Genomic DNA, 14002 nt, shown 5'->3' on the forward strand with positions numbered 1-14002 from the left:
GGAAAATACCGGACCACCCTGATGGGGCTATAGCTCAGCTGGGAGAGCGCTTGCATGGCATGCAAGAGGTCAGCGGTTCGATCCCGCTTAGCTCCACCAAATCTTCCCAGATATTTTTCGACCCATATAAGATCATCTAGCAGCCTTGTATGTCAGATCTTGAACACCTCTTCCCCGCAGAACACGATCACGTAACCGCCCGACGATTCGGCTTTTGTTGCCCATGATTCGAGCTGGCTGCGATAGGGTTCGCTGCGCCACAATTCCGGGTGATCAGGATCGGCAAGAACGGTGATCTGCGGTCCCTGCTCGTAAATCATCATTTTCGAGATTTTCGGGTCCCATTCGGGCGGCAACGAATCATCCGTGCGCCAGAGACAGAGGAAATCACGGCAGAGCGACGGGCGCTCGGCATAGATCGAACAGCCCTGCCCTTCGACGCAATGGCTGCACCAGGCGTTCGCCGGCTTGTCGAAATGATCGATATCGGGCAGCCGGCAACAGAGCGTGCAGGTACCGCAGGTTCGGCTTTCCGTATTTTCCATGATGGTGGACATGCGCCTGCCAATAACACCGGCGAGCCCCATACAGAAGCGGCTATTGGCGATGCACGCAGGTGCCGCCAATGAAAGTGGCGCTCATCGACAGGTCGTTGTTCAGCACGACGAAATCCGCATCCATGCCAGCCCTCAAGGCGCCCTTGTGCGAAATGCCGACTGCTTCCGCCGGATAGACGCTTGCCATGCGTACCGCCTGCTCCAGCGGCAGGCCCAGCTTTTCATGCACGAAGCGAACTGATGACAGCATGTCGATATCGGCACCGGCGAGCGTGCCGTCGGCGAGCGTCAAACGGCCATCCTTGCGCAGGATTTCCCGACCATTGAGCGTGAAGCTGGTCACATCGGTGCCGATGGGCGACATGGCGTCGGTGACGATGAAAATACGGCCCTGCCCCTGTTTGGCGCGCAGGGCGACGGCCATGGATGGTGGAACAACATGAATGCCGTCAACAATCAGGCCGCAATGCAGTGCGGTGCTTTCCAGCGCCGCGCCGACAAGGCCAGGTTCGCGATGGCCGAGCGGGCTCATGGCATTGAACAGGTGTGTGACCATACGCGCGCCGGCCCTTTCGTAGCGGCCAGCCGTCTCGAAGCTCGATTCGGTATGACCGAGACTGACGATGATGCCTGCATTCGCCAACTGGCCAACCTGCGCTTCGGTGACGTTTTCCGGGGCAACTGTTGTCAGGAGAACATCGAGATCCTTTACCGAAGACAGAAGCAGATCGAGATCAGCCTCTTCCATCGGACGAATCAATGAAGGGTCGTGCGCACCCTTGCGCGCGACAGAAAGATGCGGCCCCTCAAGATGCAGACCCAGAAAACCGGCAATACCTTGCTGTTTCGCCTGCCTACCGGCCTTGATGGTGGCGCGGGTGATTTCCGGCGTATCGGTAATCAGTGTCGGCAACAGCGCCGTCGTGCCGAAACGGGCATGGGCGGCGCAGATACGGGAAATGCCTTCGACGGTCGGCTCGTCATTGAGCATGACGCCACCGCCGCCATTGACCTGCAGGTCGATGAAGCCAGGCAGAAGGATGCCGCCGTCGAGCGTTACTATCTCGATGCCTTCGGAAAGCGTTGAAAGCTCAGTGATGGTTTCCACCTTGCCGCCGGTTACGACGAGCACCGATTCATCATGCCACATCTCGCCATCGAAAATGCGGGCGCCCAGATAGGCCTTTCGGTTGGTCATCGTGTTTCCGTTACTTTCTTGAGCGCCACCGGCGCATCCGGATTAAAACCGCGGCTGCGCGACCAGGATTCGACGAACCCGTAGAAGGGCAGAATCAGAGCCAGCGCATCGGTGAGCGGATGGCCCGTGGCCACGAAGGGCAGTTTTCGAGCGGACTTGACCTTTTCCGATGTCGCGAAGGCAAGCGCGCGCTTGCCGGCGAGGCTTTCGACGATCTCCACGACAGAGCTCTCCGCGGCATCACGCGCGGCAAAGGCCAGAAGCGGAAATTTGTCTTCCACCAGCGCCACCGGTCCATGCAGCACTTCGGCGGCCGAGTAGGCCTCGGCATGCATGTTGGAGGTTTCCTTGAATTTCAGAGCCGCTTCGCTGGCAATCGCCAGCGCCGGGCCACGACCGAGCATGTAGAGCGATTCGGCATCACCGAGTTCTGCGGCAAAATCATCCCATCGCAGGGTGACGGCCTTGCCAAAGACTTCAGGCAGGTTTTGCAGGGCGTTGCGCAGATCGGCGTCACCCGTCCATTCGGTCAGAAGAGCGAGGCCGGCAACGATGGAATTCACGAAGGATTTGGTGGCGGCGACAGCGAGTTCCGGTCCGGCCTGGATATCCAACGCATGATTGCATGCGGATGCAATCGGCGACGGCAGTGTGTTGGTAAGCGCGATGGTGACGGCGCCGGAAGTAGTCGCAGCCTGCGCCATGGCGACGATATCGGGACTTTTGCCGGATTGCGAAATGGCGATGGCGGCACCGCCATCCAGCTTCAGTTTTGCGCCATAGATGGAGGCAAGCGAAGGACCGAGCGAAGCGACCGGGCGGCCGGCCGTCAATTCCACCGCATATTTGATGAAGGTGGCGGCGTGATCGGAAGAACCGCGGGCGATGGTGACGAGAAAGGCCGGATCCTTTTCACGCAGGGCAAGGCCAGCCGATTTGAAATCAGCGGCAGAACGTTCCAGAAGACGCGCGACGGCTTCGGGGATCTCATCGATCTCGCGGCGCATATGGGTCTGAGTGGTCATCGTGGTCTCCCGTTTTCAGCGGTCGCCAAGCGTCAGCTCGGCCACGAAATCATAGGCATCGCCCCGATAGAGGGAGCGCGTGAACTCCACCACCCGGCCGGAACCGAGATAGGAAATACGTTCGATCGACAGGCCGGCGGCACCGACCGACATCTGCAACAACCCGGCATCCGGGTTTTTCACGTTGCAGGCGGAGATGCGCTGGATGGCGCGCACCGGCCGCGTATTGGCCTTTTCCAGCTCGGCATAAAGCGAGGTGGTGACGCGGCCCGGATCGGGCAGGAATTCCGCCGACAAGCTGGCGCGCTCGATGGCAAGCGGCATGTCGTTGGCAATGCGCAGGCGGCCTATACGGGCAACCAGCGTACCAGGTGCAAGGCCCAGCATGACACTTTCCTCCGGCGAGGGATGGTAAAGCCCGCGCTCCAGCCATTCCGAGCGGGTGACAAGGCCGCGCCGCGCCATGTCCTCTGTGAAGGACGTCAGATGCGAGAGCGGTTGCTCGACGCGCGAAACAGGCTTGACCACAAAGGTGCCGGAACCGTGGCGGCGCAGCAGCAGGCCATCCTTGACCAGATCATCCACCGCCTTGCGCACGGTGACGCGGCTGACACTGGCGTAATCGGCAAGGTCACGTTCTGCGGGCAATGCTGCGCCATGGGCAAGGCGTCCGGAGCGGATGGCATCTTCCAGCGTCTGGCGCAGTTTCAGATAAAGCGGGCCGGCGCTTGCCGCCTGAAAGCCGTCGAGCGGCAGAAGGGCGGAAAGCGCTTCGCTCATCGATCGGTCCCTTCCGAGGTCAGTTCGGACACGGCAAGCGAGACGGCGCCGGTGAGCGCATCGGCCAAAGGCTCGGACAGGCGGTTGCGATGACGTTCAGCCAGATAGACTGGATAGAGACCGGCAAGGCCGCCGAGCAGGCATAGGCGCCCCTCGCCCTGCATGACGGCGGCAACGGCATCAAGCGCAGCATCGACTTCGCCGGCGGCGGCGTGAAGAATGCGCAATGCCGTCTCATCGCCGCGTTCGGCTGCAAAAAATACGCGTGGCGCATAACGGCCGAATTCGCCGGGGCTGGCCTTGCGGGCAAACCCGACGACCTGCTCGGGATCATTGCCGAACTCCGCCAAAAGTTCGGCGGAGAGCGGCGTCACCGAGCGGACGCCATCATGCGCCAGCAGGCACTCCTGCAACGCGGCATGACCGAGACGGGCACCGCTACCAAGATCGCTGACCTGAAAACCCCAGCCGCCGATAGAGGTGAGTTCAGCGCCGCGGCGCGCCAGGCAGATGGTGCCCGTACCGAGAATGGCGATGGCGCCATCTTCACTGCCAACGGCCCCCTCAAGCGCGATCAGCCCGTCATTGACGATTTTCGAGCGCTGGAACGGCAGGCGGGCCAGAACATAATTGACGGCATCGCCGACATTGTTACCGGCAAGCCCGAGCAGAGCCGAGGATGTCGAGACCAGATGTTCCGAAAGACCGGCATCCCGAAAGGCCAGACGTGCGGCCTCGTCGATATGGCGCAGAGCATTGTCGGGATCGGACAGAATGTTGGAGGCGCCGCTTTTGCCACGGCCGAGAATGCGACCATCGGCATCCGCCACCGCCGCACGGCAACTGGTTCCGCCACCATCGATCCCGAGAATATAGTTGGGCATGAATACCTCCGACACAAACCATACCAAAAAAGTACCAATAGCCAAGAGCGATTTGCAATTCGCATTTTGGAAACATTTCAATTCATTGAATTACAATTACATTTTTCCGAAATCATGGTCGTTCCGCGATTCAACTTAGGCGACCGTTAATTTGCATCTGGACAATTGGTATTTTTTTGGCATCATTTCTCTCGAGGGAGAACTCGGATGAGCAAAAACGCCACCGAAGCCAGACATGACAATGCGATCGGGCTCGATCAGCTTGAGCCGGCTGCCGTGCTGCGGCTGCTCGCGGACGGCCAGCAGGCTGCGGCGCTTGCGGTATCGGACGCCATTCCGGCGATTGCTGAGGCGGCCACACTGGCGGCCGACGCTCTGCGCAATGGTGGACGACTGATCTATGTCGGCGCCGGCAGTTCCGGCCTGATGGCCATGGCCGATGCGCTTGAATTGCCCGGCACTTACGGCATTGCCCGCGACCGGATCGTGGTGCTGTTGGCCGGTGGGCTTGCCAGCCTGACCGATCTGACGGGCGGGCCGGAAGACGATATCGCTCTGGCCGAGCGAGACGCCGCTTCCATTGACGCCAACGACTGCGTGATCTGCGTCACCGCCAGCGGCTCGACACCCTATTCGCTCACTATCGCCAAAATTGCCGCATCCCGTGGAGCCAAGGTGATCGGTCTGGCCAACAATGCCGGCGCGCCTTTGTTCGATGTGGCCGATGTGGCCGTTCTTCTGGCGACTCCGCCGGAAGTGGTGGCCGGATCGACGCGCATGGGCGCTGGAACCGCCCAAAAAATCGCGTTCAACATGCTGTCGACTCTCACCGCCATCAAGCTTGGCCACGTGCATGACGGGCATATGGTGGATGTGCGTGCCGACAATGAAAAACTGCGGGGCCGCGCTACCCGCATCGTTTCCGAAATCGCCGGCATCGACATGGATGCCGCTGGCGAACGGATGCAAAGCGCTGCTGGCTCGGTGAAAATAGCCGTGCTGCTGGCGGCCGGCGCAAAAAATTCCGAAGCTGCGCAGGCAGCACTTGCTCGTTCAGGGCAAGTGCTGCGGCAGGCGCTGGCCGAGTTCAAAGAATAATAACCGGGAACCGAAAACGCGCCTGCGGGCGCTATAACTGGGAGAATGTCATGACCCGTATGCTGAAAGGCCTGATGCTTGCCACGACCGTGCTTGTGCCTGCGGCACTGGCAGGTGTCGCCAACGCTGCTGATACTGCGCTGACCATCGAAAGCTGGCGCAATGACGACCTGTCGATCTGGCAGGAAAAGCTGATCCCCGCCTTCGAAGCCAAAAACCCTGGCATCAAGGTGACTTTTGCACCGATGGCGCCGACCGAATACAATTCGGCCGTCAACGCCAAGCTGGAGGCTGGCACGGCGGGCGATCTCATCACCTGCCGCCCGTTCGACCTGTCGCTTGCCATGTTCGAGAAGGGCCAGCTGGCCGCTCTGAACGATCTCGACGGCATCAAGAATTTTTCCGACACGGCAAAATCCGCCTGGACCACAGACGACGGCAAAACGACGTTTTGCGTGCCGATGGCATCGGTCATTCACGGTTTCATCTACAACAAGAAGGCCTTTGAAGAGCTGAAGGTCGAGGTGCCGAAGACCGAGGACGAGTTTTTTGCCCTGCTCGACAAGATCAAGACCGACGGCAACTATATCCCGATGGCCATGGGCACCAAGGACCAGTGGGAAGCCGCGACCATGGGCTATTACAATATCGGCCCGAATGACTGGAAGGGCGAGGACGGCCGCAAGGCACTGATCGCCGGCACGCAGAAACTGACCGATGCCGACTGGGTCGAGCCCTACAAGACGCTCGCCAAGTGGAAGCCTTATCTCGGCGACGGTTTTGAGGCCCAGACCTATCCGGACAGCCAGAACCTCTTCACGCTCGGCCGCGCGGCCATCTATCCGGCCGGTTCGTGGGAAATCGCACCATTCAAGGCGCAGGCCGATTTCGAGATGGGCGCCTTCCCGCCACCGGTGAAGAAGGCCGGCGATACCTGCTATATTTCCGACCATAACGACATCGGTATCGGCCTCAACGCCAAGGGCAAGAACCCGGAAGCGGCCAAAAAATTCCTCGCCTGGGTCGCCTCGCCGGAATTCGCCACGCTTTACGCCAATTCGCTGCCGGGCTTCTTCAGCCTGAACTCGACGGCTGTGAAGATGGAAGACCCGCTGGCGCAGGAATTCGTCTCGTGGCGCCAGACTTGCAAGCCGACCATACGTCCGAGTGCGGCAATCGTCGGCCGTGGCAAGCCGAACCTCGATCTGGAAATGTGGCGCGTGTCGGCAAACGTCATCAACGGCACGCAGACACCGGAACAGGCTGCCGAAGAGACCCAGAAGGGTCTGGACAGCTGGTACAAGCCGGCGAAGTGAGCTGAATGAAGGCACGCAGGCTGATCATCAGCCTACGTATCTTCGGCAAGGCTCATCAACCTCTCAGTCGTCATCCTCGGGCTTGTCCCGAGGATCTGCAACTGCCTGAAGATCATGAACGTGGTCAGATCCTCGGCACAAGGCCGAGGATGACGCCTCACATGCAAACGTAGAGTTCCAGTCATGAGCGATATCTACACAGCCGATCCTGCGATCGTTCCGATCAAACGGCCCACTCGCTGGCATATCGCCGTGTTTCTGGCGCCCGCCGTGCTGGTCTATACGGCGATCATGATCCTGCCGCTGATCGAAACGCTGCGGTTGTCGCTCTATAATCTCGTTGATGGACAAACGGCGTTTGTCGGCCTGTCCAATTTCGCCACGCTGTTTTCCGATCCGCGGCTTTCCGCGAGTTTCTGGAATGCGCTCGGCAACAACCTGATCTTCTTCGTCATTCACATGCTTGTGCAGAACCCGGTGGGTGTTGCGCTTGCCGCCATGCTCTCCATTCCGAAACTGCGCTTCGCCACCTTCTATCGCACCGCCATTTTTGTGCCGACGCTGCTCTCATTTGTCATCGTCGGCTTCATCTGGAAGCTGATCCTGTCGCCGATCTGGGGCATTGCGCCGGGCATGCTGGATGTGGTCGGTTTGAAATGGATGTTCGCGCCTTGGCTCGGTCGACCTGACAGTGCGCTGATCACCGTGTCGCTGATTTCGGTGTGGCAATATGTCGGTATTCCGATGATGCTGATCTATGCCGCCCTCTTGAACATTCCCGAAGAAGTGCTGGAGGCCGCCGAATGCGATGGCATTACCGGCTGGGGCCAGTTCTGGAAGATCAAGCTGCCGCTGATCCTGCCGTCGATCGGCATCATCTCCATCCTCACTTTCGTCGGCAATTTCAACGCCTTCGACCTGATCTACACCGTTCAGGGGGCGCTGGCCGGGCCCGACGGCTCGACCGATATTCTCGGCACCCTGCTCTACCGAACCTTCTTCGGCTTCCAGAACCAGATGGGCGACCGCTCGATGGGGGCCACCATCGCCACCGTGATGTTCCTGATCATCCTCGCCGGCGTGTCGCTCTACCTTTTTGTCATCCAGCGGCGCATTCGTCGCTACCAGTTCTGAAGGAAGCGATCATGGCCAAGGCACGCACCTCGCTTGTCCGCAGCGGACTGATCCACCTGGCGCTGATCAGCTACACACTGATTGCGCTGTTTCCGGTGTTCCTGACGCTCATCAATTCGTTCAAGAGCCGCAACGCGATCTTTCGCGATCCGATGGCGATCCCCACGCCTTCCACCTTTGATCTCGTCGGCTATCAGACCGTGCTCGCACAGGGCGACTTCTTTGGTTACTTCCAGAACAGCCTGATCGTCACCGTTCTTTCCATCGCTCTGGTTCTGCTGTTCGGCGCCATGGCGGCTTTCGCGCTCTCCGAATATCGGTTTCGCGGCAATCTGCTGATGGGGCTTTATCTGGCGCTCGGCATCATGATCCCGATCCGGCTCGGCACCGTCGCCATCCTGCAGGGCATGGTGGCTGCCGGTCTCGTCAACACGCTGACGGCGCTGGTTCTGGTCTATACGGCGCAAGGACTGCCGCTCGCCATCTTCATTCTCTCGGAATTCATGCGCAATGTTTCCGACGACCTGAAGAATGCCGGACGGATAGACGGGTTATCCGAATACGCAATCTTCTTCCGGCTTGTCCTGCCGCTGGTGCGCCCAGCCATGGCGACGGTTGCCGTGTTCACCATGATACCCATCTGGAACGACCTGTGGTTCCCGCTGATCCTTGCCCCCGGTGAGGAAACCAAAACGGTAACGCTGGGCGCACAGATGTTCATCGGCCAGTTCGTGACCAACTGGAATGCCGTGCTCTCCGCCCTGTCGCTCGCCATCCTGCCGGTTCTGGTTCTCTACGTCATCTTCTCACGCCAGCTGATCCGCGGCATCACATCGGGAGCCGTCAAATGAGTTCACATTCCCCTCTTCGCGTGCTTGTGGCCGGTCTCGGCAATATGGGCCGCAGCCACGCACTGGCCTATCACAACAATCCCGGCTTCGAGATTGTTGGCCTAGTGAACCGAAGCAAGCCTGATTTGCCGGCAGAACTCGGCGACTATCCTTTCTTCGATAATTTCGAGGCGGCACTTTCCGAACTGAAGCCGGATGTCTGCTCGATCAATACCTATTCCGACAGCCATGCGGACTTTGCCATCAAGGCATTCGAAGCAGGTGCCCATGTGTTTCTGGAAAAACCGCTGGCAACGACCGTGGCCGATGCAGAGCGCGTGGTCGCGGCGGCCAAGGCGACGGGCAAAAAACTGGTGATCGGTTACATCCTGCGCCATCACCCTTCGTGGATAAGACTGATCGCGGAAGCGCGCAAACTCGGACCGCCTTACGTCTTCCGCATGAACCTCAACCAACAGTCCTCCGGCGCCCATTGGGACGTGCACAAGGCGCTGATGCAGACGACGGCGCCGATCGTTGATTGCGGTGTGCATTATCTCGACGTGATGTGCCAGATCACCGATGCGCGTGCCGTGGAGGTGCGCGGCATGGGCCTGCGCATGACCGATGAGATTGCACCGAACATGTATAATTATGGCCACCTGCAGGTGATGTTCGAGGATGGATCGGTCGGATGGTACGAGGCCGGCTGGGGACCGATGATGTCGGAAACGGCTTTCTTCGTGAAGGACGTGATGTCGCCGAAAGGATCAGTCTCTATCCGCGTCGATGAAAACGCCAAATCTGCCGATATCGACACGCATACGAAAACATCGGTTATCCGCGTGCATCGTGCCGAGACCGGGCCGGATGGCAAATTTCTCGCCCCTGACGAGGATCTCAGGATGGAAGGCGAACCCGGCCATCAGGAGCTTTGCGACCTCGAACAGGCCTATGTGTTGAAAGCGATCCGCGACGATATCGACCTGACACGGCACATGCACGATGCCGTGCAATCGCTGCGCCTGGCGCTGGCGGCCGACGAAAGCGTGCGTACCGGTCTGCCGGTTCGTTTTTGAGATTACGTAAAGGAATAAGCTCTTGGGTTCTCTGAAACTGACATCCATCCGCAAAGCCTTTGGCACGCACGAGGTACTGAAAGGCATCGATCTCGAGGTCGCGGACGGGGAGTTCGTGATCTTTGTCGGCCCGTCGGGCTGCGGCAAGTCCACGCTTTTGCGTGTGATCGCGGGTCTCGAGGATGCGACCAGCGGCAGCGTGCAGATCGATGGCGACGAGGTTGCATCGGTACCGCCGGCCAAGCGCGGCATCGCCATGGTCTTCCAGTCCTACGCGCTTTATCCGCACCTGACGGTGAAGGACAATATGGGGCTGGGCCTCAAACAGGCCGGTGCGCCAAAGCAAGAGATCGAGACGCGGGTGACCGAGGCTTCGCGCATGCTGTCGCTCGCGCCGTATCTGACGCGGCGTCCGGCTGAACTTTCCGGTGGCCAGCGGCAGCGTGTCGCCATCGGCCGCGCGATTGTGCGCGAACCAAAACTGTTCCTGTTCGACGAGCCCCTCTCCAACCTCGACGCAGCTTTGCGTGTGCAGACACGGCTGGAGATCGCCCGCCTGCACCGGCAGCTGAAAGCGACGATGATCTATGTGACGCACGACCAGGTGGAGGCCATGACGCTGGCCGACAAGATCGTGGTGCTGAATGCCGGCGCGATAGAGCAGATCGGTTCACCGATGGAGCTTTACAACAGGCCAGCCAACACGTTTGTGGCCGGCTTCATCGGTTCACCGCAGATGAATTTTATCGAGGCTGAACGTCTGGGTGACACACAGGCAAAAACCATCGGCATCCGGCCTGAGCATATCGCACTGTCTCGTGAAAGCGGCGATTGGGAGGGCAAGGTCGTACATGCCGAACATCTCGGCGCCGATACTATTCTTTATCTCGAAACGGAGGCTACAGGACTTCTGACCGTGCGCCTGTTCGGAGAACATCGCTATGGTGCCGACGACATCGTGTTCGCCACACCGGATAAAAGCCGTCTGCACCGCTTCGATGCCGACGACAAGGCGATTGCCGCTTCCTGAACCTTACTCTGAGGCTTGCCGACATTTGCGAACAAGCCGATATCTTCACCGATGAAACGGTGAGACATGATGGATCTGCAGAAGTTTTTCGACCGGTCTTCGGTCGAGGTGGCGCGTGCGTTGATCGGTTCCGAACTAACCTTTGCCGGCGCGGGCGGGATAATTGTCGAGACGGAAGCCTACGAGCCGGATGACCCGGCCTCGCACAGTTTTCGCGGCGTGACTCCGCGTACACGAACCATGTTCGGTGCGCCGGCCCATGCCTATGTCTACCGCTCCTACGGCATTCACTGGTGCCTGAATTTCGTCTGCCGGCCAGGCAGCGCTGTGCTGATCCGGGCGCTGCAACCGACCGTAGGCCTGCAACAGATGGAGATACGGCGCGGCAAGACCGACCCTCTGCTTCTCTGTTCTGGGCCCGGGCGGCTGTGCCAGGCATTGGCGATCAGCATCGAGCACGACGGTCTGTTTTTATCGCAGCCGCCGTTCACTCTTACACCGCCGCCGATTTCACCGATCATCGACACCGGCATCCGGATCGGCATAACGAAGGCGGTGGAACTGCCGTGGCGTTTCGGACTGCATGGTTCCGCTCATGTCAGTCGTAAGTTTGCGTGACAACTTTCCCTGCGTCGCACCTCAACACCGATGTATTGCCATTCATTTGGCGGAGATATTGCCTATATAGGGTAATTTTTCGTGTTCATTACCGAATAAAGTAGAGTATTTAAATCAAACAACTACTGTATTTTCGCAAAACTTGATGCAATATACCACGCAAGACGCGTGGAGAATCCCTATGAACGACATGTCCGGAGCCAAGGGAGCGGCCCAAGATCCTTTGGCAGATCTCACCCTCTCCGAAGATGCACTGACCGCATTCGAGTGGTCATTATGGCGTATCTCCGCCGCCTTTCTGCGTTGGCAATCGGAATGCAGCACGGACCTCGCCGGCACCAGTATCAGCGGGCTTGAGACCGCCGTCCTGCATACAATCAGATATCGCCAGAAACCCAAGGGATTGAGCGAAATCTGCCGCCTGCTCGGCCGCGACGATACCGCCAATGTGCAATACGCCATCAAGAAACTGCAGGGCCTGAAGATGATCGAGCGCGTCAAGGGTCGCTCGCGCAAGGACACACTCTATATCCCGACCTCGACCGGCGAGCAGCTGACGAAGGATTATCGCGCGGTGCGCGAAAACCTGCTGGTGTCGATGATCCAGCGCATCGACCGCTCCGACAACAGTTTGCAATCGACCACGGAAATGCTGGAGTTGCTGACGAGCTTTTATGAAGCCGCGACGCGGCGCGTGGCAAGCAGTACACCGCCAATCAGCCATTCCGGCCAGGCCTGACCTTTTCCAACCGGTGATGCATGGCTACGATGATGGAAAACAAGCCATCACGACAGGTGCATTCAATGATTTTCCATGCGGTTTCGGACTGGGACGATGCTTATGCCAACGGGCCTAACATTCCCGACGGCGGCAAGTGGCCGCAGGCATGGGTAGAGCCGGCCAGAACCTACCGGGAAAAGCTGACGGCGCTCGGACGCGCCGAACTCGACATCGCTTATGGGCCGAAACCAAGGCACTTGCTGGATCTTTTCCTGCCGGAAGGTAAGCCAAAAGGCCTGGTTATCTACGTCCATGGCGGCTTCTGGCAAAATCTCGACAAATCCTACTGGTCGCATTTGGCCAATGGCGCGGCCCTGCATGGTTATGCCGTGGCGATGCCGCAATATACGCTCTGCCCCGATGCCAGCATTTCCGACATCACACACGAAATTTCCGCAGCCATCACAATGGTGGCGAACCGCCTTGATGGGCCATTACAGTTGACTGGACATTCCGCGGGAGGACATCTGGTTGCGCGCATGGTGTCGGCTACATCGCCGCTTGAACCACACATCCGCAAGCGCATCCGCAACACTGTTTCGATTTCCGGCGTGCATGATCTGCGCCCACTGCTGGCAACGCGACTGAACGACAAGCTGCAATTGACCCCAGGCGAAGCAGACAGGGAGAGCCCGGCGCTTCTGTCGCCGGGACCAGACACCCGGCTGTTCTGCTGGGTGGGCGCAAACGAGCGTACCGAATTCGTTCGCCAGAACGACCTTCTCGCCAATGTCTGGACCGGGCTTGGCGCCGCGACCGGCGTTTATCATGAGGCGGACCGCCACCATTTCAATGTGGTCGATGGATTAGCTGATCCAGAGCATCCGCTGACGAAAACCCTTTTATCTTGATATTCATCAAGACTTACATGCATCCACCGTTCATTCTCGCCTGATAAGCCCCCGGGGCAAAGGCCTGTCACGGAAAAGTTGCGATCATGACCATACAGAGACGACGCCGGATCGTAAGAACCAGACGAGCCAGTCTGGGGATTACGCTCGTGGCGGCGATTTCCTTTCTGGCAGGGCTGACCGACGCGATCGGATTGCAGCTCTCCGGTGATTTCGTCTCGTTTATGACCGGCAATACGACACGCGCTGCGATCTCCTTCGAGCAGGGAAATTATGGCCACGCGCTCGTGCTGGCCGGCGCGATCGTTACATTCGTGGCCGGCAATGCGCTCGGCATCATCGTGGCGCACCTGTTCGCAAGGCGCATCTTTGCGGTTTTGGTCACGGTTGGGATGCTTCTTACAGTCGCATCCGCACTGGCCGCCCCAGAACAGGCTGTCTGGCGTTTTAACGCCGTGGTACTGGCCATGGGGTTGGTGAATGCCGCCGTGGAACATATCGAAGGCCTGCCGATCGGTCTGACCTATGTCACCGGTGCACTGTCGCGGCTAGGTCGTGGCATCGGCCGCACCATCCTCGGTGAGCGCAATTTTGGCTGGACGGTGCAGATCGTGCCATGGCTCGGTATGGCGGCGGGCGCACTTTGCGGCGCGGCGCTGGCCATCGGACTTCCCGACCATGCGCTGCAGATGGCGGCATGGCTGACGCTGGGTTTTGCCGGCGTGACGCTATTTATTCCGCGTTCGCTCCAGCATCGCTACAATCAGCGACCCGCACGGTCACCGACCCAGAACGACGCGCGCCCTTGAACTTTCCGGACA

Annotated in this window: 15 protein-coding genes and 1 tRNA gene; 11 read left to right on the top strand and 5 right to left on the bottom strand. The window is 59.3% G+C overall.

The window, feature by feature from the left end; translation table 11 throughout:
* Positions 1–23 precede the first annotated feature (23 nt).
* Positions 24–99 (top strand) — tRNA-Ala (locus GAO09_RS02680).
* 53 nt (positions 100–152) lie between these two features.
* On the opposite strand, the gene GAO09_RS02685 is transcribed toward GAO09_RS02680, so the two are convergent.
* The 5 genes from GAO09_RS02685 to GAO09_RS02705 are packed head-to-tail and all read right to left on the bottom strand — an operon-like array spanning position 153 to position 4444.
* A complete protein-coding gene (locus GAO09_RS02685; RefSeq protein ID WP_153352487.1) occupies positions 153–557 on the bottom strand; it encodes a hypothetical protein in 405 nt (134 codons plus the stop codon).
* Positions 558–597: 40 nt separating this feature from the next.
* Positions 598–1755, bottom strand: a complete 1158-nt coding sequence (gene nagA / locus GAO09_RS02690) for an N-acetylglucosamine-6-phosphate deacetylase (protein WP_153352488.1) — start codon at positions 1753–1755, stop codon at positions 598–600.
* Positions 1752–2780, bottom strand: coding sequence for an SIS domain-containing protein (locus tag GAO09_RS02695; RefSeq protein ID WP_153352489.1), 1029 nt, complete (start codon positions 2778–2780; stop codon positions 1752–1754). The genes nagA and GAO09_RS02695 overlap by 4 nt, the downstream gene beginning before the upstream one ends.
* Positions 2781–2795: 15 nt before the next feature.
* Positions 2796–3560, bottom strand: a complete 765-nt coding sequence (locus tag GAO09_RS02700) for a GntR family transcriptional regulator (RefSeq protein ID WP_153352490.1) — start codon at positions 3558–3560, stop codon at positions 2796–2798.
* Positions 3557–4444: a glucosamine kinase nucleotide-binding domain-containing protein gene (locus GAO09_RS02705; RefSeq protein WP_153352491.1), complete on the bottom strand. Its 888-nt coding sequence runs from the start codon at positions 4442–4444 to the stop codon at positions 3557–3559. The genes GAO09_RS02700 and GAO09_RS02705 overlap by 4 nt, the downstream gene beginning before the upstream one ends.
* Before the next feature lie 207 nt (positions 4445–4651).
* Here GAO09_RS02705 and GAO09_RS02710 point away from each other — a divergent pair, with 207 nt between their 5' ends.
* The 10 genes from GAO09_RS02710 to GAO09_RS02755 all read left to right on the top strand — a co-directional run bounded on the left by GAO09_RS02710 (position 4652) and on the right by GAO09_RS02755 (position 13990).
* Positions 4652–5542, top strand: coding sequence for an N-acetylmuramic acid 6-phosphate etherase (locus GAO09_RS02710; protein ID WP_153352492.1), 891 nt, complete (start codon positions 4652–4654; stop codon positions 5540–5542).
* 50 nt (positions 5543–5592) lie between these two features.
* On the top strand, positions 5593–6858 hold the full coding sequence (locus tag GAO09_RS02715; RefSeq protein ID WP_153352493.1) for an ABC transporter substrate-binding protein: 1266 nt from the start codon (positions 5593–5595) through the stop codon (positions 6856–6858).
* 183 nt (positions 6859–7041) lie between these two features.
* Positions 7042–7992 carry a carbohydrate ABC transporter permease gene (locus GAO09_RS02720; protein WP_153352494.1) on the top strand — a complete coding sequence of 317 codons (951 nt, stop codon included), beginning with the start codon at positions 7042–7044 and terminating at the stop codon, positions 7990–7992.
* Between the two features lie 11 nt (positions 7993–8003).
* Entirely contained in the window at positions 8004–8843 is an 840-nt protein-coding gene (locus GAO09_RS02725; protein WP_153352495.1) for a carbohydrate ABC transporter permease, read from the top strand.
* On the top strand, positions 8840–9901 hold the full coding sequence (locus tag GAO09_RS02730) for a Gfo/Idh/MocA family protein (RefSeq protein ID WP_153352496.1): 1062 nt from the start codon (positions 8840–8842) through the stop codon (positions 9899–9901). Before GAO09_RS02725 ends, GAO09_RS02730 begins: the two co-directional genes overlap by 4 nt.
* A 22-nt stretch (positions 9902–9923) precedes the next feature.
* A complete protein-coding gene (locus GAO09_RS02735) occupies positions 9924–10931 on the top strand; it encodes an ABC transporter ATP-binding protein (RefSeq protein WP_153352497.1) in 1008 nt (335 codons plus the stop codon).
* A 66-nt stretch (positions 10932–10997) separates the two neighbouring features.
* Entirely contained in the window at positions 10998–11549 is a 552-nt protein-coding gene (locus GAO09_RS02740) for a DNA-3-methyladenine glycosylase (protein WP_410768061.1), read from the top strand.
* 181 nt (positions 11550–11730) lie between these two features.
* Positions 11731–12288 carry a winged helix DNA-binding protein gene (locus tag GAO09_RS02745; protein ID WP_209018577.1) on the top strand — a complete coding sequence of 186 codons (558 nt, stop codon included), beginning with the start codon at positions 11731–11733 and terminating at the stop codon, positions 12286–12288.
* A gap of 65 nt (positions 12289–12353) precedes the next feature.
* Positions 12354–13181 carry an alpha/beta hydrolase gene (locus GAO09_RS02750; protein WP_153352499.1) on the top strand — a complete coding sequence of 276 codons (828 nt, stop codon included), beginning with the start codon at positions 12354–12356 and terminating at the stop codon, positions 13179–13181.
* A gap of 86 nt (positions 13182–13267) precedes the next feature.
* Positions 13268–13990, top strand: a complete 723-nt coding sequence (locus GAO09_RS02755) for a YoaK family protein (protein WP_153352500.1) — start codon at positions 13268–13270, stop codon at positions 13988–13990.
* The last annotated feature ends 12 nt before the right edge of the window (positions 13991–14002 follow it).

The organism is Endobacterium cereale, assembly GCF_009617585.1.
Lineage (GTDB): Bacteria > Pseudomonadota > Alphaproteobacteria > Rhizobiales > Rhizobiaceae > Neorhizobium > Neorhizobium cereale.

What these genes read in the sequence shown, in the direction of transcription:
- GAO09_RS02705 (WP_153352491.1), bottom strand. Translation starts at nt 4,444, where the DNA reads ATGCCCAACTATATTCTCGGGATCGATGGTGGCGGAACCAGTTGCCGT.
- GAO09_RS02720 (WP_153352494.1), top strand. Translation starts at nt 7,042, where the DNA reads ATGAGCGATATCTACACAGCCGATCCTGCGATCGTTCCGATCAAACGG.
- GAO09_RS02700 (WP_153352490.1), bottom strand. Translation starts at nt 3,560, where the DNA reads ATGAGCGAAGCGCTTTCCGCCCTTCTGCCGCTCGACGGCTTTCAGGCG.
- GAO09_RS02745 (WP_209018577.1), top strand. Translation starts at nt 11,731, where the DNA reads ATGAACGACATGTCCGGAGCCAAGGGAGCGGCCCAAGATCCTTTGGCA.
- GAO09_RS02750 (WP_153352499.1), top strand. Translation starts at nt 12,354, where the DNA reads ATGATTTTCCATGCGGTTTCGGACTGGGACGATGCTTATGCCAACGGG.
- GAO09_RS02730 (WP_153352496.1), top strand. Translation starts at nt 8,840, where the DNA reads ATGAGTTCACATTCCCCTCTTCGCGTGCTTGTGGCCGGTCTCGGCAAT.
- GAO09_RS02715 (WP_153352493.1), top strand. Translation starts at nt 5,593, where the DNA reads ATGACCCGTATGCTGAAAGGCCTGATGCTTGCCACGACCGTGCTTGTG.
- GAO09_RS02740 (WP_410768061.1), top strand. Translation starts at nt 10,998, where the DNA reads ATGATGGATCTGCAGAAGTTTTTCGACCGGTCTTCGGTCGAGGTGGCG.
- nagA (WP_153352488.1), bottom strand. Translation starts at nt 1,755, where the DNA reads ATGACCAACCGAAAGGCCTATCTGGGCGCCCGCATTTTCGATGGCGAG.
- GAO09_RS02725 (WP_153352495.1), top strand. Translation starts at nt 8,004, where the DNA reads ATGGCCAAGGCACGCACCTCGCTTGTCCGCAGCGGACTGATCCACCTG.
- GAO09_RS02695 (WP_153352489.1), bottom strand. Translation starts at nt 2,780, where the DNA reads ATGACCACTCAGACCCATATGCGCCGCGAGATCGATGAGATCCCCGAA.
- GAO09_RS02710 (WP_153352492.1), top strand. Translation starts at nt 4,652, where the DNA reads ATGAGCAAAAACGCCACCGAAGCCAGACATGACAATGCGATCGGGCTC.
- GAO09_RS02755 (WP_153352500.1), top strand. Translation starts at nt 13,268, where the DNA reads ATGACCATACAGAGACGACGCCGGATCGTAAGAACCAGACGAGCCAGT.
- GAO09_RS02685 (WP_153352487.1), bottom strand. Translation starts at nt 557, where the DNA reads ATGTCCACCATCATGGAAAATACGGAAAGCCGAACCTGCGGTACCTGC.